General features: G+C 60.0%; 20 protein-coding genes and 1 pseudogene. 6 read left to right on the plus strand and 15 right to left on the minus strand.

Annotated elements, in window-relative coordinates:
• Positions 1-155: 155 nt before the first annotated feature.
• Together ACN1C3_RS24380 and ACN1C3_RS24385 are read right to left on the minus strand one after the other, a co-directional pair.
• Complete coding sequence (locus tag ACN1C3_RS24380) at positions 156-1,082, minus strand: alpha/beta hydrolase (protein WP_419118302.1); 927 nt, start codon at positions 1,080-1,082, stop codon at positions 156-158.
• An 18-nt stretch (positions 1,083-1,100) separates the two neighbouring features.
• On the minus strand, positions 1,101-2,048 hold the full coding sequence (locus ACN1C3_RS24385; protein ID WP_419118303.1) for a choline ABC transporter substrate-binding protein: 948 nt from the start codon (positions 2,046-2,048) through the stop codon (positions 1,101-1,103).
• 306 nt (positions 2,049-2,354) lie between these two features.
• Here ACN1C3_RS24385 and ACN1C3_RS24390 point away from each other — a divergent pair, with 306 nt between their 5' ends.
• Entirely contained in the window at positions 2,355-4,046 is a 1,692-nt protein-coding gene (locus ACN1C3_RS24390; protein WP_419118304.1) for a fibronectin type III domain-containing protein, read from the plus strand.
• A gap of 98 nt (positions 4,047-4,144) precedes the next feature.
• On the opposite strand, the gene ACN1C3_RS24395 is transcribed toward ACN1C3_RS24390, so the two are convergent.
• The 3 genes from ACN1C3_RS24395 to ACN1C3_RS24405 all read right to left on the minus strand — a co-directional run bounded on the left by ACN1C3_RS24395 (position 4,145) and on the right by ACN1C3_RS24405 (position 9,519).
• Positions 4,145-4,786 carry a DUF1345 domain-containing protein gene (locus ACN1C3_RS24395; RefSeq protein ID WP_419118305.1) on the minus strand — a complete coding sequence of 214 codons (642 nt, stop codon included), beginning with the start codon at positions 4,784-4,786 and terminating at the stop codon, positions 4,145-4,147.
• A gap of 191 nt (positions 4,787-4,977) precedes the next feature.
• A complete protein-coding gene (locus tag ACN1C3_RS24400; protein WP_419118306.1) occupies positions 4,978-8,076 on the minus strand; it encodes a multidrug efflux RND transporter permease subunit in 3,099 nt (1,032 codons plus the stop codon).
• 12 nt (positions 8,077-8,088) lie between these two features.
• Positions 8,089-9,519 (minus strand): efflux RND transporter periplasmic adaptor subunit, encoded by a 1,431-nt coding sequence (locus ACN1C3_RS24405; RefSeq protein ID WP_419118307.1) that lies wholly within the window; start codon positions 9,517-9,519, stop codon positions 8,089-8,091.
• A 2-nt stretch (positions 9,520-9,521) separates the two neighbouring features.
• On the opposite strand from ACN1C3_RS24405, the gene ACN1C3_RS24410 reads away from it, so the two are divergent.
• Both ACN1C3_RS24410 and ACN1C3_RS24415 read left to right on the plus strand, forming a co-directional pair.
• Positions 9,522-10,223 (plus strand): response regulator, encoded by a 702-nt coding sequence (locus ACN1C3_RS24410; RefSeq protein WP_419118308.1) that lies wholly within the window; start codon positions 9,522-9,524, stop codon positions 10,221-10,223.
• A 4-nt stretch (positions 10,224-10,227) separates the two neighbouring features.
• Entirely contained in the window at positions 10,228-11,529 is a 1,302-nt protein-coding gene (locus ACN1C3_RS24415; protein WP_419118309.1) for an ATP-binding protein, read from the plus strand.
• 69 nt (positions 11,530-11,598) lie between these two features.
• Here the strand turns inward: ACN1C3_RS24415 and ACN1C3_RS24420 are convergent, their stop codons facing one another.
• From ACN1C3_RS24420 to ACN1C3_RS24430, 3 genes are all read right to left on the minus strand, one after another.
• Positions 11,599-12,384 carry an anti-sigma factor family protein gene (locus ACN1C3_RS24420; RefSeq protein ID WP_419118310.1) on the minus strand — a complete coding sequence of 262 codons (786 nt, stop codon included), beginning with the start codon at positions 12,382-12,384 and terminating at the stop codon, positions 11,599-11,601.
• A complete protein-coding gene (locus ACN1C3_RS24425; RefSeq protein WP_419118390.1) occupies positions 12,381-12,878 on the minus strand; it encodes a sigma-70 family RNA polymerase sigma factor in 498 nt (165 codons plus the stop codon). Before ACN1C3_RS24425 ends, ACN1C3_RS24420 begins: the two co-directional genes overlap by 4 nt.
• 63 nt (positions 12,879-12,941) lie before the next feature.
• Entirely contained in the window at positions 12,942-13,487 is a 546-nt protein-coding gene (locus tag ACN1C3_RS24430) for a tetratricopeptide repeat protein (protein WP_419118311.1), read from the minus strand.
• Positions 13,488-13,839: 352 nt separating this feature from the next.
• Here ACN1C3_RS24430 and ACN1C3_RS24435 point away from each other — a divergent pair, with 352 nt between their 5' ends.
• Positions 13,840-14,652, plus strand: a complete 813-nt coding sequence (locus ACN1C3_RS24435) for a crotonase/enoyl-CoA hydratase family protein (protein ID WP_419118312.1) — start codon at positions 13,840-13,842, stop codon at positions 14,650-14,652.
• A gap of 6 nt (positions 14,653-14,658) precedes the next feature.
• Entirely contained in the window at positions 14,659-15,489 is an 831-nt protein-coding gene (gene nudC, locus ACN1C3_RS24440) for an NAD(+) diphosphatase (protein WP_419118313.1), read from the plus strand.
• Here the strand turns inward: nudC and ACN1C3_RS24445 are convergent.
• From ACN1C3_RS24445 to ACN1C3_RS24455, 3 genes are all read right to left on the minus strand, one after another.
• Positions 15,457-16,236 (minus strand): TSUP family transporter, encoded by a 780-nt coding sequence (locus tag ACN1C3_RS24445; protein ID WP_419118314.1) that lies wholly within the window; start codon positions 16,234-16,236, stop codon positions 15,457-15,459. The genes nudC and ACN1C3_RS24445 overlap by 33 nt on opposite strands.
• Positions 16,237-16,411: 175 nt before the next feature.
• Entirely contained in the window at positions 16,412-16,891 is a 480-nt protein-coding gene (locus ACN1C3_RS24450) for a DUF1348 family protein (RefSeq protein ID WP_419118315.1), read from the minus strand.
• Positions 16,892-16,946: 55 nt separating this feature from the next.
• Positions 16,947-17,510: a TetR/AcrR family transcriptional regulator gene (locus ACN1C3_RS24455; protein ID WP_419118316.1), complete on the minus strand. Its 564-nt coding sequence runs from the start codon at positions 17,508-17,510 to the stop codon at positions 16,947-16,949.
• A 149-nt stretch (positions 17,511-17,659) separates the two neighbouring features.
• Between ACN1C3_RS24455 and pssA the strand changes: the two genes are divergently transcribed.
• Positions 17,660-19,003, plus strand: a complete 1,344-nt coding sequence (pssA, locus tag ACN1C3_RS24460; protein WP_419118317.1) for a CDP-diacylglycerol--serine O-phosphatidyltransferase — start codon at positions 17,660-17,662, stop codon at positions 19,001-19,003.
• Positions 19,004-19,006: 3 nt separating this feature from the next.
• Here pssA and ACN1C3_RS24465 read toward each other — a convergent pair whose 3' ends face one another.
• The 4 genes and pseudogenes from ACN1C3_RS24465 to efeO (ACN1C3_RS24480) all read right to left on the minus strand — a co-directional run bounded on the left by ACN1C3_RS24465 (position 19,007) and on the right by efeO (ACN1C3_RS24480) (position 23,914).
• The gene (locus ACN1C3_RS24465) at positions 19,007-20,227 is read right to left on the minus strand and encodes an MFS transporter (RefSeq protein WP_419118318.1); all 1,221 of its coding nucleotides are present in this window, start codon (positions 20,225-20,227) and stop codon (positions 19,007-19,009) included.
• 296 nt (positions 20,228-20,523) lie between these two features.
• A complete protein-coding gene (efeO, locus tag ACN1C3_RS24470) occupies positions 20,524-21,348 on the minus strand; it encodes an iron uptake system protein EfeO (protein WP_419118319.1) in 825 nt (274 codons plus the stop codon).
• A gap of 42 nt (positions 21,349-21,390) precedes the next feature.
• The gene (gene efeB / locus ACN1C3_RS24475) at positions 21,391-22,686 is read right to left on the minus strand and encodes an iron uptake transporter deferrochelatase/peroxidase subunit (RefSeq protein WP_419118391.1); all 1,296 of its coding nucleotides are present in this window, start codon (positions 22,684-22,686) and stop codon (positions 21,391-21,393) included.
• Between the two features lie 28 nt (positions 22,687-22,714).
• Positions 22,715-23,914, minus strand: a pseudogene (gene efeO, locus ACN1C3_RS24480) (iron uptake system protein EfeO).
• Positions 23,915-23,922 lie beyond the last annotated feature (8 nt).

The raw sequence follows: 23,922 nt of genomic DNA on the forward strand, positions 1-23,922 counted from the left end.
TGAAAGAATTATGTCAGCAGTGGGATCGCTTTCGCGGGCAAGCCCGCTCCCACAGAGTATTGCGCAAACCTTGTGGGAGCGGGCTTGCCCGCGAAGACGTCAGAGCAACCAACGCAATCGTATGACCCTGTCTTAGATTTTCGGGTCAACTTTTCTCAAAAAAGAAACCCGCGTAAATACTCGAAAATCGCCTCATAAAGCTCATCAACTTCAGCGGCAAGACCACGCGCCCGCAAGCAGCCATGGACCAGCCCCTGACCTTGATAAAGCAAGACGGGCGTGTTGGCCGTGTTCAGTCGTTCACTGAAACACACGCCGTCATCGCGCAGCGGATCGAACTGCGCCACCGCGATAAATGCCGGGGGCAGACGACTGAAGTCGTTTGCCAACAACGGCATGGCATAGGGCGAACGCTGCGCCGGACCCGGCAAGTACAGCGCGTGATAGCAGTCCAGATCGCTGGTGCTAAGCAACGGTGCATCGGCGCATTGACTGCGCGACGGCAAGTTGGCAGCGCCACCCAGCCCGGGATAGATCAATACCTGCGCGGCCGGTAACGGCTCATTGGCATCCCGTAACGCCAGGCACATCGCGGCAGCGAGATTGCCACCCGCGCTGTCTCCGACCACTACCCGCCGCTCAAGGTCCAGTTGAAACGGGCAGTCACCACTTTGCAGCGCTTGCCACACTGCGAGGCAATCGTTGAAGGCTGCCGGGAAGGGATGCTCCGGGGCCAGCCGATAATCCACCGCCAGTACCAGCACCTGAAGTCGGGCTGCCAGTTCGGCGGTGATGAAGTCGTGGGAGTCCAGGTCTCCAACTACCCAACCGCCACCGTGCACATAGACGATGCACGGCCAGCCATCGGCCGGCATCGTAAAGGTGGGGCAGTAAGCGCGTACCGGCACGTCATTCAAACGAAAATCGGTCACCGCCAACCCCGCAGGCCGAGGCGGGGTGAATGCCCGGCACATGCGGTTATAAGCTTCGCGCAATCCTTTAAGACTGCTTTTCAGGCTATTGAAACTCAAGGTTTTTTCTACGAAGGCCTTGAGTTCGGGAGAGAGCGGGTAATCGGTCATACGGCACTCAGCTTGGCGTTAAGGTTTCAAACTGGCTTGTACCGTCGCGACGCCATCCTTGCCATCGACACTGGTCACGCCGGCCAACCAACGCTGCAGATCGTCCGGGTGAGCGCGCAGCCATTGCTTGGCCACCTCTTGGGGCGTTTTGCGCGCCATGATCGGCACCATCAACTGGCTTTCCTGAGCAGCGGTGAAGGTCAGGTTTTCCAGCAGTCGGTTGACGTTCGGGCAGCGCTCGGCGTAGTCCGGGGCGGTCACCGTGGAGACAGTCGCGGCGCCTTCGTTGGGGCCATAAACGTCTTCGCTACCGGTCAGATAGGCCATCTTCATGTTGATGTTCATCGGGTGCGGAGTCCAACCGACAAACACCACGAACTCCTTGCGATTCACTGCCCGCTGGACGGCGGCGAGCATCCCGGCTTCACCAGACTCGATCAGCTTGAAGCCGCCGAGGCCAAAGTGATTGGTCTCAATCATGGTTTTGATCGCAGCATTGGCGCCGCTGCCGGGCTCGATGCCGTAGATTTTACCGCCCAGCTGGTCTTTGAATTTGGCAATATCGGCAAAGGTTTTCAGCCCGGCCGCCGCGACGTACTCAGGCACCGCGAGGGTCGCCTGGGCATCGGCCAGGCTGGGTTTTTCCATGACCTTGACCTGATTGGCGGCGACAAAAGGCGCGATGTTCTGGTCCATCGCCGGTTTCCAGTAGCCGAGGAAGATGTCCAGGCGCTTGTCACGAATGCCTGCGAAGACGATTTGTTGCACGGCGCTGGTCTGTTTGCTGTCGTAGCCAAGACCGGTGAGCAGGACGTCGGCCATGCCACTGGTGGCCATCACGTCCGTCCAGTTGACCACGCCCATGCGCACGGTCTTGCAGGAGGCCGGTTCATTGGCCATGACGCTGGTGCTGAGAAGTGCGGCGCCGGAGAGAATCAATAGACAGCGGTTGAACAGTCTTTTCATGTCAGAAGTCTCGCTCGGCAGGTCGTTTATTGTGGGGTTCGGTGTCTTCATGCACCGTGCCCGCCACATTACGCAGCCCGTCGGGTTCCAAAGCGCTCTGCGGCGACCGGATTTTGCACTGCGGCGACAATGATGACCTTACGCCCATAGACTCAGCTGTGCCGAGCCCAAGCAACAACATCGCCATGCCCAATGGGGGAGCGCTAGCATAAAAAATAGCCGGATGCGACTAGCAGTTCTGTCAGTGGCGTCGCAGCCGGGAGGGATATTTAATGGAATCTGATTCCACTGACAGGACAGATCGAGATGAGCTCTGACGAAGAGGCGCCATCGCAAGCTATCAGTCATGCGTCAGCGCAGGCGCTGACTCCGCCCTCGTTGCCGGCTCGTATCACGCAAAAGACCCAAGACGGGCCGCCGATACCGTCGCGTCCGGGCCCTTTACACACACTCGTCAATTACGACACGGTTCGCGTCTTCTGGCCGGCTCCCCAAAGCCCACAATATGAAATTACTTATGGTCTGGAAGATAAATTTCCTGACGTTATCGGTAGGGAGACAACTAAGCATTTAAATTTTCTTGTCAAGTATCTGGCCCCTGACAGCCGATATTTCATTGAGGTTCGCGCTTTCAACGTCAGTGGATATTCGGCGCCTTCACAGGCTACGATAAAAACCGGTCCTGACATGACGCAACCGCGTAATTTGCGCAATCCGGGTAGAACCTTTTCCGAGACATGGCTGACTTGGGATAAGCCGGATGACGCCTCGTATCTGATCGATTACGAAATTACCTGCCCTGGGCGGGAACCTGTACGAACTACTGCGCTCGAGCACATCGCCACGGGCTTGACACCCGAGAAGGGATATCTGTTCAAGGTTCAGCCCCGCAGACCCGAAGGGCCCGTCCCGGCGTTGCCAGCGTCGATTAGCGTAGTGACGCACGATCAAGTGCCTCCCACTCGCCCGCAGGCACTCAAACTCACCTTCCTGACACCCGGCAATGCGATGCTGAACTGGCGTGCATCGCAAGATAACGTTGGTGTCACTGGTTATTTAGTCCGACGTGATGGGGGGGCTGCTATCCCTGTCGAGGGCACCAGTTTTGCCGTTACCTTGATGCCGGAAGGCTTGTCGGATTTTGAGGTAAGAGCCAGGGATGCTGCTGGAAACCTCTCCTTGGCCGCCCGCTGGAAAGATGTGATGCCGCCGAGTAAACCCACCGACCTGAGAGCCTTTTATGTTACTCACAACTTCGCCATCCTGGACTGGACGGCAGCGACCGACAACGTCGCGGTAATCAGTCATCAGATCTACCGCGATGACGAGCTGATCCACACCATCGACAGCCCAGACCGCTACCTACGTTACTTGGCTCAAGGCCTGACCAGTTCTACCGACTACACCTTCAAAATACGTGCTCTGGATGCCGCCGGAAACTTTCGCGACTCTGACCCCCTTTCGCTCCGCACACCAGGTTCGGACACAACGCCGCCGAGCACACCGGGAAACTTCAGAGCCAGTGCGATAACCAGCAGCTCCGCCGTCCTTGAATGGGCCCGGTCGGAGGACAATGTCGCAGTCAGCGGCTATCAGGTTTACCGCCCTGGCACGCCGTTCGACACGGTTGGCGATCCCCGTTACAACGCCACAGGTTTAAGCGGCTCCACCACCTACCGCTTCGAGGTACTCGCCGTGGATACTGCCGGGAACCGCTCGGAACCGGCGGTTGTTGAGGTGACCACACTGGCGAGCAATGCGCCGACCAGTCTGGTATTTAATCGGCTTTCCAACCGGGTCGGAACTATCCAATGGGCACCACCGATTGAAAGTGGCGGCGTCACCGGCTATCAGCTGTCCCGTGATGGACGCTTCATTCGGGAGTTTTCAGAGCTTCATTTCATGTTCAATGATTTGACGGCTGGTACTACCTATCTCTTCGAGGTGCGCGCGATACGCGATGGGAAATACTCCGATCCTGCGTCTATCAGGGGTTGATCGGAGATGCCGCAGGACCTGTTTTTGATACCGGCGGAAGGTTTTCCGACGTCGAGTGTCCTGCGGCTAACCGGAACAGATAAGCGTGCGTATGTACCTCACCCAAACAACCCCGCCGCAATATTGATCGAGAAACCCAATATTGCGGTGTTGAACAGAAACCCGATCAGTGATTGCGCCAGCACAATTTTGCGCAAACCACGGGTGGCCACCCCGACGTCCGAGGTTTGCACTGCGACGCCGATGGTGAAGGAGAAATACAGGAAGTCCCAGTAGTTGGGGTTCACCTCGCCTTCGGCAAAGCGCAGGGCCGGTTCCTTGCCACCCCACGTGTAATAAAGCCTGGCGTAATGCACGCTGAAGATCACCCCGATCAGCAGCCATGAGCCGATCACCGTCAACCCGGTGAAACCATAGCGCAAGAGTTTGTGGGCGGTGTCCAGGTCTTTGCTGCCGGCCAGTTCGAGCGTAATGGCGGCGAGGCTGGCGATTGCCGCGATACAGACCACCAACAGCACCAGTCCGGCATTTTCGTCTTCGACCTCGGCAATTCGCTTCACGTCATCGGCCCGCGAGCGTGCGGTGAGCCAGAGCATCAACACCAGGTAGGTCCAGACCCCGGCATTCCAGCCAATAAGGACTTTGCTGATCACCGAATCGGCCGGAACCAGAATGCCGACGGCCATGCCGAGCACGGCAGCGGAGGACAGGCGAGGATGGGTGCGGGCGAGGTGCGGCATGTGAACTCAATGGGCCAGGGTGTTCCAACACCTTAGCCCAGCGCGGTTGGTTGTGACCATAATCCTTGAAACGATGCAAATCCATGTGGGAGCGAGCCTGCTCGCGATAGCGGTGGATCAGTCAACATCGATGTTGGATGTGACGACCTCATCGCGAGCAGGCTCGCTCCCACATTGGGCCGGTGGTGGGGTTAGAGGTCCTTGTGCCGCCTACGCACCACCTTCATCACCACCACAAAAAACACCGGCACGAACACCACCGCCAATGTCGCGGTGATCATCCCGCCAATCACCCCGGTGCCGATGGCTTGCTGACTGGCTGAACTGGCGCCGGTGGCAATCGCCAGCGGCACCACGCCAAGGATGAACGCCAGTGAGGTCATGACGATAGGGCGCAGCCGCAGGCGGGCGGCTTGCACGGTGGCGTCGATCAGGTCATGGCCTTCGTCGTACAGGCTTTTGGCGAACTCGATGATCAGGATCGCATTCTTCGCCGACAGACCGATGATGGTGATCAGCCCGACCTTGAAGAACACATCGTTGGGCATCCCTCGCAGCGTCACCGCCAGCACCGCACCGAGCACACCGAGCGGTACCACCAGCAACACCGAGGTGGGAATCGACCAGCTCTCATACAGTGCCGCCAGACACAGAAACACAATCAGCAGCGACAGCCCGAGCAGGATCGGTGCCTGAGCGCCGGAAAGGCGTTCCTGCAACGACAGCCCGGTCCATTCCTGACCCAGCCCCGCAGGTAGTTGCGACACCAACCGCTGAATTTCTTCCATCGCTTCGCCGGTGCTGTGGCCGGGTGCCGGTTCACCGGAAATGCTGATGGCCGGGTAGCCGTTGTAGCGGGTCAACTGCGCCGGGCCTTGGGTCCAACTGGCCTGGACGAAGGCCGATAACGGCACCATTTTCCCCGTGTTGTTACGCACATGGATTTTCAGCAGGTCCGCCACCTGACTGCGGTGGTCGCCTTCAGCCTGCACCACCACCCGTTGCATCCGTCCCTGGTTGGGGAAGTCGTTGATATAGGCCGAACCCACGGCGGTGGACAGCACATTGCCAATGTCCGCAAAGGAGATGCCCAAGGCGTTGGCCTGCTTGCGGTCGACTTCCAGTTGTACTTGCGGCGCTTCCGCCAAAGCACTTTCCCGGACATTGGCCAGAATCGGGCTTTTCTCAGCGGCAGCCAGCAACTCGGTGCGCGCCTGCATCAGCGCGGCATGGCCGACGCCGCCACGGTCTTGCAGACGGAACTCGAAACCGTTGGAGGTGCCGAGGCCATTGACTGGCGGCGGCAGTACCGCGTAAGCCACCGCGTCCTTGATCTGACTGAGGGCGATGTTGGCCCGATCGGCGATGGAGGCCGCCGAATCGTCGCTGCCGCGTTCTGACCAGTCTTTGAGTGTGGTGAAAGCCAGTGCCGCGTTCTGCCCGCTGCCGGAGAAGCTGAAACCGAGAATCACCGTGCTATCACCCACCCCGGGCTCGGTGGCGTTGTGCGCTTCGATCTGTTCTACCACTTGCACCGTGCGGTTCTTGCTCGCACCGGGCGGTAACTGGATGTCGGTGATGGTGTAACCCTGGTCTTCCACCGGCAGGAACGAGGAGGGCAGGCGACTGAAACACAGCCCCAGGCCAACCAGCAGCACGCCGTAGATCAACAGATAACGCCCGGTGCGTTTCAGCGCGTAAACCACCCCGCGTTGATAGCTGTCGCTCATTTGTTCGAAGCGCCGGTTGAACCAGCCGAAGAAACCGCCCTTGGCGTGATGTTCACCCTTGGCGATCGGCTTGAGCAGGGTGGCGCAAAGTGCCGGGGTCAAGGTCAGCGCCAGAAAGGCCGAGAACAGGATCGAGGTGGCCATCGACAGCGAGAACTGCTGGTAGATCACGCCCACCGAGCCCTGCATAAAGGCCATTGGGATAAACACGGCCACCAGCACCAGTGTGATGCCGATGATCGCCCCGGTAATCTGCTTCATCGCCTTGCGCGTGGCCTCTTTGGGCGACAGGCCCTCGGTGGCCATGATCCGCTCGACGTTCTCTACGACGACGATGGCGTCGTCCACCAGGATGCCGATGGCCAGCACCATGCCGAACATGGTCAGCACATTGATCGAGAAACCCAGCGCCAGCATGGTCGCAAAGGTGCCCATGAGCGCCACCGGCACCACCAGGGTCGGAATCAGCGTGTAGCGAATGTTCTGCAGGAACAGAAACATCACCGCAAACACCAGCAACATCGCTTCGCCCAAGGTGTAAATCACCTTGGTGATCGAGACTTTGACGAAGGGTGAAGTGTCGTAGGGGATCTTGTATTCCACGCCGGCCGGGAAATACTGCGCCAGCTCATCCATCTTCGCCCGCACCAGGGTCGCGGTGCTCAAGGCGTTCGCGCCTGGCGCCAACTGCACGCTGACAGCGGTCGATGGCTTGCCGTTCAGGCGGGTGGAGAATTGGTACTCCTGGCTGCCGACCTCGACCCGGGCGACATCGCCGATGCGCACGGTCGAGCCGTCGGGATTGGCTCGCAGCACGATATCGGCGAACTCTTCGGGCGTCGACAACTGGCCTTTGACCAGCACCGTCGCGGTGATTTCCTGAGTCGAGCGGGCCGGCAGGTCGCCGATGCTCCCGGCCGAGACCTGGGCGTTCTGGGCGCTAATGGCGGCGTTGACGTCGGCCGGGGTCAGGTTGAAGCCAATCAGCTTCTGCGGATTGATCCAAATTCGCATGGCCCGTTCGGCACCATACAACTGCGCCTTGCCGACGCCGTCGATGCGGCGGATTTCGTTCATCACGTTGCGCGCCAGGTAATCACTGAGCGCCACGTCGTCGAGTTTGCCGTCACTGGAAGTCAGGGTGATCAACAACAGGAAACCGGCTGAGACCTTCTCCACCTGCAAGCCCTGCTGGGTAACCGATTGTGGCAAGCGGGGCTCTACCGCTTTGAGCCGGTTCTGCACGTCGACCTGGGCCATTTCCGGGCTGGTGCCGGACTGGAAAGTTGCGGTGATGGTGGCGCTGCCGAGGCTGCTCTGGGACTCGAAATACAACAAGTGGTCAGCGCCGTTGAGCTCCTGCTCGATCAGGCTGACCACGCTTTCGTCCACCGTTTGCGCCGAGGCGCCGGGGTAGGTGGCGTAGATTTCCACTTTCGGCGGCGCGACGTTGGGGTATTGCGCCACCGGCAATTGCGGGATGGCCAGGGCGCCGGCCAGCAGGATGAACAGTGCAACCACCCAGGCGAATATCGGGCGGTCGATAAAGAATTGCGGCATGGGGTTTCCTACCTACTGAGCAGCCTGGGCGAGTGGAAGAGGGGTGTCGTCGATCTGCACTTTCTCGCCCGGGCGAGCGTGCTGCAGGCCTTCGATGACGATGCGGTCGCCCGGTTTCAGGCCATCGGTGACGATCCAGCGGTCCTTCTGCTCCTGACCAAGCTGCACCGATTGCTGGCTGACCCGCTGCTCGGCGTCCACCAGCAGCACCTGAGCGATACCGGCGCTGTCGCGCAAAATGGCCCGTTGCGGCACGCTGATGCCTTGCTGATTGACCGCCTGCTCCAGACGTACGCGAATGAAGCTGCCGGGCAGCAGATCGAGGTCCGGGTTGGGGAACTCGCTGCGCAGGATGATCTGGCCGGTGCTCGGGTCGACGCTGATGTCGGTAAACAGCAACTTGCCCGGCAGCGGATAAAGACTGCCGTCGTCCTGAATCAAGGTGGCACGGGCCTGGTCTTGACCGACCTGCTGCAATTGCCCCGCGCGGAAGGCACGGCGCAACTCATTGAGTTCGCGGGTGCTCTGGGTCAGATCGGCGTGGATTGGGTCCAGTTGCTGGATCACCGCCAGCGGGGTGGTTTCGTTCTGCCCGACCAGCGCGCCTTCGGTGACCAGCGCCCGACCGATGCGCCCGGAAATCGGCGCAACGACCGTGGCGTAGCCCAGATTCAGTTTGGCCCGTTGTACCGCGGCCTGATTGGCTGCTACATCGGCAGCCGTCTGCCGGACGCTGGCCCGGGCATTGTCGTAATCCTGCCCGCTGATAGCGTTGCCTTCAACCAATTGGCTGTAGCGCTGTTCTTGCAAGCGCGCCTGGAACGCATTGGCCTCGGCCTTGCGCAGGCTGGCCTGGGCGCTGTCGAGGTCGGCCTTGAACGGTGCCGGGTCGATGCGAAACAGTACGTCGCCTTTTTTGACGTCAGTGCCTTCATGGAAGGCCCGTTGCAGCACGACGCCAGCGACTCGCGCGCGCACTTCGGCAATCCGCGGTGCGGCGATTCGCCCGCTCAGTTCGCTACTGATTGAAAGCGGCTGGGCCTGGATAGTCTCGATCCGGACTGTGGCCAGCGGGGCCTGTTCTTCGGCAGTGGAGGATTTGTCACAAGCGCTCAGCGTCAATGCCAGTGCAATCAGGCCAAGCTTGGCAAACAGGTTCTTTGACATGTGAATACCCCAATAATGACCCAGGCATGCTACGGGCCGCCGTCGGGGGTAGCGGTGAAGCTTTGTAGGTGCTCTGTGAAATTGTGTGAAGGTTTTGCTCGCGGGCATGCGGGGGCGTATATCCTTTGCGACCGCTTCGCGGTCGATCGCGAGCAAGCTCGCTCCCACATTTGATTGGAGGTGTTCACAAAATTTGTGTTCACAGGCGATCCATTGTGGGAGCGAGCTTGCTCGCGAAGAGGCCCTAATGGTCACCACAGCAATTTCTGGAAACACCCATGCCCAACATCCTCCTGGTCGAAGACGACACCACGCTCTGCGAACTGATTGCCAGCTACCTGGAACGCAACGGCTATCAGGTCAGCGTGATCAGCCGTGGCGACCACGTGCGTGAGCGTGCGCGAGTCAATCCACCGGATCTGGTAATCCTTGACCTGATGCTGCCGGGCCTCGACGGCCTGCAAGTTTGCCGCCTGCTGCGCGCCGATTCCGCGACCCTGCCAATCCTCATGCTGACCGCTCGCGACGACAGTCACGATCAAGTACTGGGCCTGGAAATGGGCGCCGATGACTACGTCACCAAACCCTGCGAGCCGCGTGTTCTGCTGGCGCGCGTGCGGACCTTGCTGCGGCGCAGCAGCCTCAGTGAACCGCAAACGGCCAACGACCGGATCTTGATGGGCAATCTGTGCATCGACTTGTCGGAGCGCACCGTGACTTGGCGCGAGCAGCCGGTGGAGCTGTCCAGCGGCGAGTACAACCTGTTGGTGGTGCTGGCCCGACACGCCGGTGAAGTCCTGAGCCGCGACCAAATCCTGCAGCGCCTGCGCGGCATCGAGTTCAATGGCACCGACCGTTCGGTGGACGTGGCCATCTCCAAGTTGCGGCGCAAGTTCGACGATCACGCCGGCGAAGCCCGCAAAATCAAAACCGTGTGGGGCAAGGGCTATCTGTTCAGCCGCTCCGAGTGGGAATGTTGAGCCGATGCTGAGAATTTTGATTCGGCTGTACCTGATCACCATTGTTACGTTCAGCGCGGCGATTTATTTGATCCCGGACCTGGTGATCAAAGTTTTCCACGAGCGCTTTATGAACTACAACCTCGACCAGTCCCGAGGCCTGCAAAACCTGATCGTCAAACAGTTTCACGCGGTACCGGCCGAGCATTGGCCGGCGTTGGCGGCCGAGATGGACGAGGAGTTCCGGCCGTTGCAGGTGGTTGTGGTGCGCAACGACGACGCGGATTTCAGCGCCTACGAAACAGAACGTTTGCAGCGCGGCGAGAAGGTCATCCGCATGGGCGACTGGGGCTGGCGCACGCTGGCGGTTGCGCCACTGGATGAGCAGATGGCGGTGAAACTGGTGGTGCCGCCGGACCCGTTGGACGTCAACTTGCTCTACTGGAGCATCAATGTGCTGATCGGCGCGGCGTTGCTGGCCTGTCTGCTGTTCTGGCTGCGTCCGCACTGGCGGGATCTGGAACGCTTGAAAGGTACCGCCGAACGCTTCGGTAAGGGCCATTTGAGCGAGCGCACGCACATTCCTCCCAGCTCGAACATCGGCAGCCTGGCGAATGTGTTCGACACCATGGCCGGTGACATTGAAAACCTGCTGAATCAGCAGCGGGACTTGCTCAACGCCGTGTCCCACGAACTGCGCACGCCGCTGACCCGGCTCGACTTCGGCCTGGCGCTGGCGCTCTCCGATGATTTACCGGCGGCCAGCCGCGAACGCTTGCAGGGGTTGGTCGCGCACATTCGCGAGCTGGATGAACTGGTGTTGGAGTTGCTGTCCTACAGTCGCCTGCAAAATCCGGCGCAGGTGCCGGAGCAGGTGCAAGTGTCCCTCGATGAATTCATCGACAGCATTCTGGGCAGCGTCGATGAAGAGCTCGAATCCCCCGACATCGTGATCGACGTCTTGCTGCACGGCATGCTCGAACGTTTCACCCTTGATCCACGCCTGACTGCTCGGGCAATCCAGAACCTGCTGCGCAATGCCATGCGCTACTGCGAGCGGCGGATTCAGGTGGGGGTTCAGGTGTGCCCCAAGGGCTGCGAAATCTGGGTCGACGACGACGGTATCGGTATTCCCGAATACGAGCGTGAACGGATCTTCGAACCCTTTTATCGCTTGGACCGCAGCCGCGACCGCGCCACCGGCGGCTTCGGCCTGGGCCTGGCCATCAGCCGCCGGGCGCTGGAAGCACAGGGCGGCACGTTGACGGTAGAACCATCACCGCTGGGCGGGGCGCGGTTCAGGTTGTGGTTGCCGACAGCGGGGTGAGTCGGGGTGGCATGATCGTTCCCACGCTCCGCGTGGTAACGCATCCAGCGACGCTCTGCGTCACAGCGCTCAAACGCTGATTCGGCTTCTAAACAGCTGCGCCATAGCCTCAAGTTCCGATGTCGGGTTATGCCCGATCACCATAAAAGCGTGCTCCATGCCGGACCAGTAGACGATATTCATCCCGCGCCGTTGCTCTTGCGCGGGGTGGCGGGTGCCGGTTTTTGAACGGGTGATGCACAGCGCCAGTGGGCCGTTGACGGGGTCGAGGTAAGTGATCTGGGCAATCGGCACGCCATCGTATTCGAGCAGCTGCGCGCGTTTGAGTACTGGCCGCGAGAGCACCAGTTGCGCCGGTTCCAGTGCCAGGCCCAGGCGCTGGTCGATGATTTTCAACTGCGCGCGTTGGGACGCTTCGTCATCGGGGAGGTTGTCCAGGGTTTGCGGGGTGTAGAGGGCCATGTAATCGGCCACCAATCCACGCCAGTTGGTTTCAACCTTGCGTGTAGACGCCTGCCAGCTGAGGAATAGCCGGTCGGCAGCGATGCCCGCGATCAGAAAGCCTGCCGCCGCTGCGATGAACCGGCGTCGGCTCAGAGGAGCGCTGGCGGCGGGCGCTGGCACCGCAGCGAGCATCATTGTCAGCCTCTCCTGCGGCGCTTGACCGAGTAAATCCGTATAGGCGCTCTGGAACGGCAGATCGCTGCGCGATAGCCATTCAAGACGCTGCTCCAGGGCTTCGTCATTGGCCAGTGCGCAATCGATCCGCAGACGTTCCTCGCTGCTCAGTTGCCCATCGAGGTAGGCCACCAGCAGTTCATCCGAAGGCGCTTGTTGCGAGCGCGGATCAGTCATCGCCGTTCTCCTGTCGAGGTGGTGGGCACTGAGCGCAGGGGCGGATGCTCGGCCAGCTTCAAACGAGCGGCGGCCAGACGGCTCATCACGGTGCCGATGGGGACCGCAAGGACCTCGGCGACTTCCCGGTAAGACAACCCTTCGACATAGGCCAGAAACACCGTTTCGCGCTGCGCTTCGGGCAAGGCGTCGACCCGCTTGATCACCTGCGCGGCCAACACATGAGTTTGCGCCGCGTATTCACCGTCGAACGACAAGACGCTATCGGCGTCGACGAAGCCCTGGCCCTGGCGCACCCGCTGCGCACGGACTTCGTTGAGCCAGATCGAATGCAGGATGCTCAGCAACCAGCGATCCATTCGCGTGCCCAGCACAAACTGCCCGGCACGCTCAAGCGCCCGCACGCAGGTGGCCTGCACCAGGTCTTCAGCGACATGCCGTTGCCGAGACAACACCAGGCCATAACGCCATAAACGCGCCAGATGCTGGCCCAGTTCTGCTCGTATTGCCTGATCACTGGCGATAGCGGCCTCCAGCCTCAATGGGTTGAACGGGTTTCAGGTTTTCGACGAATCTGCGATGGCTTCGGCCAGGTCCCGGTATTCCTCACAGGTGGTGCTGCAAATCGACTTGATGGTCTGCAACTGCTCCTGCGCCAGGTCCAGGCGGCCTTTGATGACATAGGCTTCGCCGAGGTATTCACGCACTTGTGCATAGTGCGGATCGAGTTTGACCGATTGCAAGTAGTAGCCAATGCCTTCGTCGGTTCGGCCCAGTTTGCGGGTGGCATAGCCGCGGTAGTTCAGGGCTTTGGGGGTGTTGGGCTGCTTGAGGGTGTCGAGCAGGGCCAGGGCTTCTTCATAGCGACCGTCCTTGGCCAGCTGATACGCATAATCGGTGCGGTCGGCGTCCGGGACCAGGCTGCTTTGCTGGCTGACACACTTGTTGCTGCGAGTGTCCAAAACCTGGCCTTTCGGGCACTGGGGTCTGGCCGGGGCTGCGTCACCACCACCATTGGCCATAACCAGGGAGCTGGACAACGCCGCGGCCAGACAGCCGGCGAGCAGCAACGGGGCAGTGAAGAGTGCGAGGCGGGTATTCATCAGCGGTGCTCCGATCGGTGGAATACAGGTATTAAAGGAGTGACAGAGAGAGATAACACCTGATGGCGGATAATTATTCATTCATACCCTGAAAACAGCATAACCCCGTAGCAGCTGCCGCCAGGCTGCGTTCGACCGCGCAGCGGTCGTAGTTTGGCTATCGCGGTTAGCCTGGAGAAATGCGGTGTCTGCATCTACGACCGCTGCGCGGCCGAACGCAGGCTTCGCCAGCTGCTACGAGGGACAGTGTTGGCCCGCCAGTCCCGCTTTTGGCCGATGCACTGCCTTACTGCCAACCGCGATGCCTTGTTATAGTTCGGCCCTCATTTTCAGCCCAGTAAGGATCACTGCCATGTCCGAATACCAAGCCTTTCGCGTCGAACTGACGGACAACATCGCCCATGTGCAGATCAACCGTCCGGAAAAGATCAACTCGATGAACGCGGTGTTCTGGAGCGAAATCATCGAGATTTTCCAGTGGATCGATGACACCGATGAAGTCCGGGTGGTGGTGCTCAGTGGTGCGGGCAAACACTTCTCCTCTGGTATCGATCTGATGATGCTGGCCTCGGTTGCCAATGAACTGGGCAAGGATGTCGGCCGTAACGCGCGCCTGCTGCGGCGTAAGATCCTGCAACTGCAAGCGTCCTTCAATGCTGTCGACAAGTGCCGTAAACCGGTGCTGGCTGCGATTCAGGGCTATTGCCTGGGCGGCGCCATTGACCTGATAGCGGCCTGCGACATGCGCTACGCTGCTGAAGATGCGCAGTTCTCGATCAAGGAAATCGACATGGGTATGGCCGCCGACGTCGGAACCTTGCAACGGTTGCCGCGGATCATCGGTGACGGCATGCTGCGTGAATTGGCTTACACCGGGCGTACCATCGGTGCTGAAGAAGCGCGTAGCATTGGCCTGGTCAACCGCACCTACACTGATGCGACCAGCCTGCTCGACGGCGTGATGGGCATCGCCCGGGAAATTGCCGCTAAATCGCCGATTGCGATTGCCGGGACTAAAGAGATGATCAGTTACATGCGCGATCACAGCATTAACGACGGCCTGGAATACATTGCCACCTGGAACGCCGCCATGCTGCAATCCACCGATCTGCGCGTGGCCATGGCCGCGCAAATGAGCAAGCAGAAACCCGAATTTCTGGATTGATAAAAAATGACTTCACGCTGGACCACCGCAGTACTCGATACCGACGTTCCCGGCGGCTGGGCTGTGGCTCGTAGCCGCGACGGGTTTTTGTTTGATGACAATGGCGCGTTGTTCCCGCGCGAATGGCTCAAGCGCCAGGACCTGTCGATTCTGGCGGAACATGGCATCGGCCACCTGGACGGCGAGCCGGTTTACCTGTTGGAACTCAATAGCTCGTCCGAGGTGCCGGGTTGCGGCTGGCAAGGTCTGCGAGCGTTCATGCTCGAGGGCGATCACACCGTCTACAAAGTGCTCGGTTATGCCGCGCAAATTGGCACCTGGGCGCGCGAGCATCGCTTCTGCGGTAACTGTGGCCAGGCGATGCAGCAAATTCCACGGGAGCGGGCGATGTACTGCGAACCGTGCGATCTGCGGCATTACCCGCGTATTTCGCCGAGCATGATTGTGTTGATCACCCGTGGCGACGAGGTGCTGCTAGCACGTTCACCGCGTTTTGTCCCAGGTGTCTACAGCACCCTGGCCGGGTTCGCCGAGCCTGGGGAGTCGGCCGAGGATTGCCTGATTCGTGAAGTGCGCGAAGAAGTGCAGATCGAGGTCAAGAACATCCAGTACATGGGCAGCCAGTGCTGGCCGTTCCCGCACTCGATGATGCTGGGGTTCCATGCCGAGTACGCCGATGGCGAGATCGTCCCCCAGGAAGACGAGATCGAAGATGCGCAGTGGTTCGACATTCACGCGTTGCCGCCGTTGCCGGCGTCACGCTCTATTGCCCGCTACCTCATCGACATCTATGTGGCGCGCCGCTTAGGCCATGCTGAACCAGTGTTGCCAGGCTAGGCGTACGGTCAAGCCCAGAACCACGGTGATGAACACCGGGCGAATGAACTTCGCACCGCCGCTGATGGCGGTGCGCGCACCGAAGAACGCGCCGACCATCACCGACAGGCCCATGCTCAGGCCGATGATCCAGTCCACCTGACCGGAAAATACGAACACTGACAGCGCCGCGATGTTACTGACGAAGTTCATGCTGCGCGCCACGCCACTGGCTTTGACCAGATCAATGGGGTACAGCAGAAGGCTGCTGACGGTCCAGAACGCACCGGTGCCGGGACCCGCCACACCGTCGTAGAAACCGAGGCTGAAGCCTTGGGACGACTGCCACTTCTTTTTGATCGGTGCGTCGCTGTCCAGCGGCGCTTTTGGTGTCCCGCCAAACAGCAGGTACACACCACAGGCGAAGACGATCACCGGCAGCATCTTGTTCAGCCACTCGGCCGGCAGGTAATGCGCCACGATTGCGCCTACCAAAGCCCCCACTAACGTACCGACAATCGCATGCATCCACTGGCGCGGGTGGAACAGCTTGCGTCGGTAGAAGGTGAAACTGGCGGTGGCCGAACCGAAGGTGGAGCTGAGCTTGTTGGTGCCCAACACCAGATGCGGCGGCAAACCGGCGGTGAGCAGGGCCGGGGTGGTCAGCAAGCCACCGCCACCGGCGATGGCATCGATAAATCCGGCGATAAAGGCAACAACAGCAAGAATGGCGAGGGTCGTGAGGTCTACGCTGAGTTCGAAAGGCATGGGATCGGCTTATTCGGCGGGGCGCAGAAGAGGCTGCGCGAAAGGCCGATATCTTACCCATATGTTTCACCTGCGGCGACCGTTGTAGAGCATTCGCGGGCAAGTCGGATCGCCGCACCGCCGCTCCCACAGGTCGTGCGCGGACTCAGTGGGAGCGGGCTTGCCCGCGAAGCTTTCAGAGGCCCAAATCCGACAACCCCGGATGCTCATCCGGACGCCGGCCCAGAGGCCAGTGGAACTTGCGGTCGCTTTCCTTGATCGGCATGTCGTTGATGCTGGCGTATCGGTTGGACATCAGCCCGTACTCGTCGAACTCCCAGTTTTCGTTGCCATAGGAGCGGTACCAGTTGCCGGAGTCGTCGTGCCATTCATAGGCATAACGCACGGCAATGCGGTTATCGGTAAAGGCCCAGAGCTCCTTGATCAGCCGATAGTCGAGCTCTTTCGCCCATTTACGGGTCAGGAAGCCCTTGGCTTCTTCGCGGCCACTGGCGAACTCGGCGCGGTTACGCCATTGAGTGTCCAGGGTATACGCCAGGGACACCCGTTGCGGGTCGCGGGAGTTCCAGCCGTCCTCGGCCAGACGAATTTTCTCGATGGCCGATTCACGGGTGAACGGCGCAAGTGGCGGACGAACTTCAGCGTTAGATGACATTTAAAGTCTCCAGAGAACGTTAACGTTCAAGCAGGTGTTGTCGTGTTTAAAACACTCACAGGTTCAATAATTTTCGCGCCATGCATTGCGCCGTGTCGGCGGCACTCTGATCCCCCATGACAAGCGCGACGGTAATGGCGCCATCGATCAGGATAAGCAGCTGTTTGGCCAGCGCCTCCGGGTCGTGCACGCCATGTTCTTTGCACAGCTCGGACACATAGTCGAGCAGCTTCTGTTTATGTTCCTTGGCCACCCGGCGCACCGGGTTTTGCGGGTCGCCGGTTTCACCGCTGGTGTTGATGAACGCACAGCCACGGAAGTCCTCACTGGCGAACCAGCCCTTGAGTACCGTGAACAGGTTCAGCAGCCGCGCCTCTGGAGTAGGGGCCTTGTCGACTTCGGTTCGCAACCAGTGCATCCAGCGCAGATCACGGCGCTGCAAGGCGGCGACGGTCAGCTCGTCCTTGTTCGCAAAGTAGCGATAAATACTCTTTCTGGAGACGCCGGCGGTCTTCACCAGAAGCTCCATGCCGGTAGCAGCGATGCCACTTTTATAGATCAGCTTTTCGGTGACATCCAGAATAATGTCGCGCGTGTCATTGCTAGTGATTTCGTTCATGTGACGAACAGTAGAACGATCGTTCTTCTTGGTCAACTTAATGTTATGTTTTTTTGCTGGCCTCAAAAGATCTTGCGGTCGCCACAAGACCCGAGCGAACGCATGGTGTAAGCTCGTCCGCTCTTCGGATTCGACCTTTTGCGAGCCTTATGCCGTCGCTTTTCAAACGCTCCCTGTTGCCAAAACTGCGCAGTTTTCCGCTGACTGCCGATGCCGTCACCATCCTTTCTGGTGCCGCTGAGTTTCGTCGCTGCCTGCTGGAGAAAATCGCCCAGGCCACGCAGCGCATCTATATCGTTGCGCTCTACCTGCAACAGGATGAAGCTGGCCAGGAAATTCTCGATGCCTTGCACGCCGCCAAAGCCGCGCGGCCAGAGTTGGATGTGGTGGTTGTGGTCGATTGGTTGCGCGCCCAGCGAGGGCTGATCGGTGCCGGCAAGCAGCCGGGCAATTCGGCCTGGTATCAGGAACAGACCCGCACCCACGCCAGCGAAGTGCCGGTGTACGGCGTACCGGTGCAGACCCGCGAGCTGTTCGGCGTGCTGCACCTCAAGGGCTTCGTCATCGATGACTGCGTGATCTACAGCGGCGCCAGCCTGAATAACGTCTACCTGCACAAGTTCGACAAGTACCGTTTTGATCGCTATCACTTGCTGCAAAGCAGAGCATTGGCCGACTCCATGCAGCATCTGGTTGAGCACGGACTGATCACCTCCAGAGCCGTGCACCGGCTCGATCTGCCGAACCTGCCGAGCACCCGCAGCCTGCGCAACGACATCGGTGACCTGCGCAGCCGCCTGAAGCACGCGGCTTATGACACCACGTCCGGTAGCGTCAACAAGGAGGGTTTGTCGGTCAGCCCGCTGCTCGGGCTCGGCAAGAACAACCCGTTGAGTCGGGTGATCTGCGAGCTGATTGCCAGCGCTCACGAGCAACTGACGATCTGCACGCCCTATTTCAACCTGCCGCTGGCCGTGACCCGGGAAATCAACCGGGCGCTGTCGCGTGGTGTGAAGATCGACATCATCGTCGGCGACAAGACTGCCAACGACTTCTACATCCCGCCGAGCGAGCCGTTCAAGGTGATTGCGGCACTGCCGTATTTGTATGAAATCAGCCTGCGCCGTTTCGCCAAACGCCATCAGCGAATGATCGACAGTGGCCAACTGAACCTGCACCTGTGGCGCGACGGCGACAACACCTATCACCTCAAGGGCATGTGGATCGATCAGCGTTACACCTTGTTGACCGGCAATAACCTGAATCCGCGAGCGTTCCGTCTGGACCTGGAAAACGCCTTGCTGATCGATGATCCGAAAAACGAGCTGAAAGAGCCACGTGAGGCTGAGCTGACGGAGATTTTCCGCAACACCCGGCGCATCGAGCGTTATCAGGACCTGGAAACGCTGCTGGAGTACCCGGCGGCCGTCAGCAAGTTTTTGCGTCGGGTCAGCCGGGTGCGGATCGAGCGCTTGCTCTATCGCATTCTGTAGGGCTCAGAGCGTCTGCGGCCGAACCTTGTGTTTGGCGGCAGGCCAGCAGGCGACCAACAGTAGCAAGGCGGCCGCCACCAAATACGGCAAGCGCGGTTCTATGCCGTAGATCAGCGTGCCGGCCAGCGGGCCGATAACCACCCCAAAGCCTTGGGCGGCACCAATGGATCCAGCGGTGGCGCCTTGCTCTGAGGCCTCCACGGCATTCGCAGCAAGGGCTGCGAAGGACGGAAAGATCCAGCCCATGCCGGCGGCCGAAACGAAGAAGCACGCCCACAATCCCCACGCCGTGTCGGCCAGCATGCTGCCGGCAAAACCGGTGGCGGCGATGATGGCGCCGACGCGGATCATCTTCAGGGGCGGCCATTCCAGTTTGCGCACGATCAACTGCGAGCAAATCAGCGCCAGACCCACCATGGTCAGGGCGATCCCGGCTGTCTGCGCGGCATCGGCCGGGTTCATGCCGAGTTTGTCGAGGGCGTAGAAACCGACAGTGATCTGCGCAATGGACACACACAGCATGGCCACAAAGGCCACCACCAGCGGTCGTCGCAAACGGGGATCGCCAAGGTGCACAGTCTTCGGTGGTTGCTTGAGGTGCAGTTCCTGGCCTTTGAGCTTGAACAGCAGTACCAGGAAACCCAACAGTGGCAGCACGGCCATGGCATAAAACGGCAGGCTCAAACTGTGCCGCGCCAGTAACGCTGCGATCGCCGGCCCCAGAACCAGCCCGCAGGCGTTCGCCGCGCCCAGCGATGCCATTGCGCGAGCACGGTGTTGCGGCTCGATATTGTCGGCAATCAAGGCATAGCCACCCACCGGAATCGCAGCATAGAACACGCCGATCAGACCTCGCCCCAGCATCAGCCCGATGAACGCCAGCAGTGCCGATGGCAGCAGGTGCAGCGAGGTGTCGATAAACACGCACAGCGCCCAATAGGCCAGGGTGAAACCAGCGGTGCCGATCAGCAGCACACGTCGGCGTCCGAGGCGATCACTGGCCTGACCCCATGGACGCGCGAGCACCATCCAGATCACCCCGGAGACGGTCACCGCAGCACCGGCCTGCCAGGTGGCAAGCCCGAGTACACGAGCGATGGGCCCGATCAATGAAACGAAGGCCATCATCGCCATGGTGCAGGCCATGTTGGCGATCAGCAGTGGACGCAGGTCAAAGGTGGTGGTTGTCAGCGGCACATCGGCGGTGGCCGTCGAGTTGGGCATGGGGAAGTCTTCCGTGAAAATTGAGCGTCCGTGAACGTTATAGATATGCCGGCAGAAGGCACAGGATTATTAGCGGGACTGATGGTAGCTCAGCAGGTGATGGCTAGAGATGGAGTAACAAGCATTGAGTTCGCTTGGAGGAATGTGTCGCCGGGAAAAATGCCATCGCGAGCAATCGAACGTCGCCCGGCCCTTCCCACATTAGATCTGTGTCGGCCACAATTCTGTCGACTGGACGCGATCAAGTGTGGGAGCGGGCTTGCTCGCGATGACGTCGGTCCAAGCGACGCTAAACCTTAATTCAGCCCCAGCTTGCCCCGCAACGTCGACAAATCTTCGGCCAAGGTGTTAACCGGCCCAACCAACGCTTTGCGGTCGTTTTCCTTCACCTTGTCATAGGTCTCGAAACCGCCGTCAGCCGTTTTGTACTTGGCCAGAATCTTGTTCACGCTGGCGAAGTTCTTGTCGACTTTGGCGATGAAGGCTTTGTCCTGCTTCTCGATCTGCGGACGGAACAGGTCGACAATTTTCTTCGCACCGTCGATGTTGCCCTGGAAGTCATACAGATCGGTGTGGCTGTAACGGTCTTCTTCGCCGGTAATTTTGGTTGCAGCGACTTCTTCGAGCAGTGCGGCGGCGCCACCGACGACTTTCTCTGGCGGGAAGGTCAGACCGGCCACGCGGGATTGCAGGTCTTTGACGTCTTTGCTCAGGCCGGCGGCCAGCTCATCGAGGCCTTGGGTGCTGTTCTCGGAGAACAGCGTGTACTCAATGCGGTGGAAACCGGTGAAGTCCTCGGCTTTGACGCCTTTCTCGTGGTCGTTGACACGGGAGTCGATAGACGCGTCGAGATCACTGAACAGTTCGGCAATCGGCTCGATCGACTCGTAGTAAACCCGGGTCGGCGCGTAGAGCTTTTTGGCGGTGGCCAAGTCACCTTTTTTCACCGCGTCGGTGAACTGTTGGGTGTGGCTGGCCAGTTCGTCGAGCTGTTCGGTGACGTAGATTTTGTAATCCGAGATCGGTCCTACCAGCTCCAGCGGCGCTGTTGCAGCGAAGGCCGAGAGAGGCGTGTGGAGCAAGCCAAGGGTCAGCAACAAAGCGAGAGGCGACTTTTTCATGGGACTTTTCCGTGAGGGTTGTTGTGTTTGGTTTTTTAACGGTCAGGCAGTTTTTGGTTGTGTGGCATTGAGCAGCGAGCGACCGATGAAATCCTTGTCGCCCATCACTCCGGGCAAGGTGAAGAAGTAACCGCCGCCCACCGGCTTCAGGTATTCCTCCAATGGCTCGCCATTGAGTCGGGTTTGCACGGTGATGAAACCTTTCTGCAGATCGGCCTGATAGCAGATGAACAGCAGGCCCATTTCCAACTGGCCGTTCTTGTTCACACCGTTGGAGTAGTTGAACGGCCGGCGCAGGATCAGATTGACCTGGGTTGCTGCCGTACGCGGGTTGGCCAGGCGGATGTGCGCATCCATTTTTGTCAGCTTGCCGTGGGGATCCCTGGCGTAATCCGGAACCTGGGTTTCCTTCTCGCCGCCGATGGGCGCGCCGGTGCTTTTGACTCGACCGAGGATGCGTTCCTGCTCTTGCAATGGCGTGCGGTCCCAGCGCTCGACGAAATTACGAATGATCCGTACTGCCTGATAGCTACCGTTGGCTGCCCAGGCGGGTTCATCGCTGTCGGGCTGAACCCAGACAATCTGGTCCATGGTCTTGCTGTCGTTGGAATCGGGGTTGGCCGAACCGTCACGGAAACCCAGAAAATTGCGTGCGCTTTGCGCCGGTTCATTTGGGCGGACAGGGGCTTGTGGCGGCACGCTGCCTTCCTGCTTCCAACGCACCAGCAGCAAGTCCGGTAGATTTTTCACGATGTCGCGCAGGGCATGGATATTGGTGTCGGCGGTGTTGGAGCAGAACTGCAAACTCAAGTCACCGTGGCAGCAATCGGCTTCAAGGGCGTCGTTGGGGAAACCCACCATGCGGATCAGACGCTTGGGTTTTGCGTCGGCCAGACCGAAACGTTCGTCGAACAGCGATTCGCCGACGGACACGGTGATGGTCAGGTTATCCGGGATGACCACTGGCCCAAGGATTCCGGAGTCTACCGGCGGAAACTTTGGATCGACTTGCAGCACTGGGCCACCGGTCATCAGGAACGCGATGCGTTCGTTGAGGGTACGGAACAAGCGTTCGAGGTCTTCACGGTCTCTGGCCAGCACATCGAAGGACACCAACATTCCGGACGCCGGGCGCGGGGTGACGATGCCGGTTTGATGCTGACCGTGAAAGTCGTGCTGGTCGCGGGTTTTCTCGCTGCTCGGTGCTTCGGTGACTTGCGCCGGGCTGGCGGCCATGGCCGGGCAACTCAAGGTGCTACCGGCCAACGCCACGCCGGCGGCGCCCATGCCGAGCAAAACCCGACGACGCTGGGCGAAAAACTGATCTGAATCGTTTATGGAATCGTTCATGTAAGTGGGTCTTCTACTAAAGGCCGGAAAGGCCAAGGGCGGGATCGATTCCATCGAGTGCATCGGCCAGAACCTTGGCCTTGTCGGTGATCAGCTTGCGCTGCTCGGCACCGACACTGTCGTAGCTGCTGTAGCCATCTTTCACGCGCAGGCCATTGAACTCGCCGTCGAGTGTGCTGATAGCGCTGTCGATCTGCGGCAGCAGCTCGGCGGCGGACTTGGCCAGCAACGGCCGCAGCAGGTCGACCACGTTGCGCGTGGCTTGCAGGTTGGCGGCGAAACCGTTCAGGTCGCTATGGCTTTAGCGTTCTTCTTCACCGCTGCTGCCGCGCACGTCGGCAATGCTGCGCATGCTCCGGGCGACGATGCTCACCAGTTGCTCCGGTGGCAGTGATTGCGCCATCAACTGTTGCTTGAGGTGGGTGACGTCGCTGAGCAAGCGTTGAGCAACGGCTGCAAGGCCATCTAAAGAGCGTTGCTGGAACAGCGCGTATTCGATGCGGTGAAAGCCGACGAAGCCCGGATCGTGTTCGCGGGTTTCGAAATAGTCGGCACGAGCGTTGATGGCGCTATCCAGTTCGGCGAGGCGCTGAGCGGCCGGTGCAATGCGTTGGTAAGCGGCACGGGCCGGTACATACGCCGCCTGAGCCTGACTCAGGTCACCCGATTGGATGGCTTGCTCAAGGGCGGTGACGGTTTTGATCAATGCACCGCTCTGGCTGTTCAGGTAAACCCGAAACTCCGACAGCGGGCCGATAAACGCCACCATCGAAGGACGCGCCTTGGCATTGGCTTCGGACTCGGCGGTCGGCGTTACGTGCAGAGTGCCGCGCGGATTGCTCAGCAGGCCGCAGGTGATCGCGTAATCGCCGGGCAACAGGTTGGCGTTGATCACCTGGCTCAGGCCAGGGGCGATGTTTTCGCGCTCCTCGAGCACCAACACACCGTTGAGAATCTCCCATTCCACGGCACGATCCGAGCGATTGAGAATACGGAAACTGGCACGTCCGGCAGGCACGGTCAGGGCATTCGGTTCGCAGCTGTGGGGATGGATCGTGACGGTGATTTCGTCGTGGTTGGTCTGGCGTTTGGCCGCGGCCATTTTCGACGCGTAGTAAAACAGCCCGCCGGCGGCGATCATCACGATCACCGAACCGGCCACTGCCCAGCGCAAAGCGCGGGGCGGCGAGGCCTGTTGATGGGGTTGGATTGACATGGACGCCC

Origin of the sequence: Pseudomonas sp. H11T01 (assembly GCF_048515765.1) — a bacterium.
Classification (GTDB): domain Bacteria; phylum Pseudomonadota; class Gammaproteobacteria; order Pseudomonadales; family Pseudomonadaceae; genus Aquipseudomonas.

Excerpts from the sequence above, each read along its gene's own strand:
- efeO (WP_419118319.1), bottom strand. The coding sequence starts at position 21,348 with ATGAAAAAGTCGCCTCTCGCTTTGTTGCTGACCCTTGGCTTGCTCCAC.
- ACN1C3_RS24415 (WP_419118309.1), top strand. The coding sequence starts at position 10,228 with ATGCTGAGAATTTTGATTCGGCTGTACCTGATCACCATTGTTACGTTC.
- ACN1C3_RS24435 (WP_419118312.1), top strand. The coding sequence starts at position 13,840 with ATGTCCGAATACCAAGCCTTTCGCGTCGAACTGACGGACAACATCGCC.
- ACN1C3_RS24410 (WP_419118308.1), top strand. The coding sequence starts at position 9,522 with ATGCCCAACATCCTCCTGGTCGAAGACGACACCACGCTCTGCGAACTG.
- ACN1C3_RS24445 (WP_419118314.1), bottom strand. The coding sequence starts at position 16,236 with ATGCCTTTCGAACTCAGCGTAGACCTCACGACCCTCGCCATTCTTGCT.
- ACN1C3_RS24395 (WP_419118305.1), bottom strand. The coding sequence starts at position 4,786 with ATGCCGCACCTCGCCCGCACCCATCCTCGCCTGTCCTCCGCTGCCGTG.
- ACN1C3_RS24400 (WP_419118306.1), bottom strand. The coding sequence starts at position 8,076 with ATGCCGCAATTCTTTATCGACCGCCCGATATTCGCCTGGGTGGTTGCA.
- ACN1C3_RS24455 (WP_419118316.1), bottom strand. The coding sequence starts at position 17,510 with ATGAACGAAATCACTAGCAATGACACGCGCGACATTATTCTGGATGTC.
- ACN1C3_RS24385 (WP_419118303.1), bottom strand. The coding sequence starts at position 2,048 with ATGAAAAGACTGTTCAACCGCTGTCTATTGATTCTCTCCGGCGCCGCA.
- ACN1C3_RS24390 (WP_419118304.1), top strand. The coding sequence starts at position 2,355 with ATGAGCTCTGACGAAGAGGCGCCATCGCAAGCTATCAGTCATGCGTCA.
- nudC (WP_419118313.1), top strand. The coding sequence starts at position 14,659 with ATGACTTCACGCTGGACCACCGCAGTACTCGATACCGACGTTCCCGGC.
- ACN1C3_RS24450 (WP_419118315.1), bottom strand. The coding sequence starts at position 16,891 with ATGTCATCTAACGCTGAAGTTCGTCCGCCACTTGCGCCGTTCACCCGT.
- ACN1C3_RS24380 (WP_419118302.1), bottom strand. The coding sequence starts at position 1,082 with ATGACCGATTACCCGCTCTCTCCCGAACTCAAGGCCTTCGTAGAAAAA.
- ACN1C3_RS24465 (WP_419118318.1), bottom strand. The coding sequence starts at position 20,227 with ATGCCCAACTCGACGGCCACCGCCGATGTGCCGCTGACAACCACCACC.
- pssA (WP_419118317.1), top strand. The coding sequence starts at position 17,660 with ATGCCGTCGCTTTTCAAACGCTCCCTGTTGCCAAAACTGCGCAGTTTT.
- ACN1C3_RS24420 (WP_419118310.1), bottom strand. The coding sequence starts at position 12,384 with ATGACTGATCCGCGCTCGCAACAAGCGCCTTCGGATGAACTGCTGGTG.
- ACN1C3_RS24430 (WP_419118311.1), bottom strand. The coding sequence starts at position 13,487 with ATGAATACCCGCCTCGCACTCTTCACTGCCCCGTTGCTGCTCGCCGGC.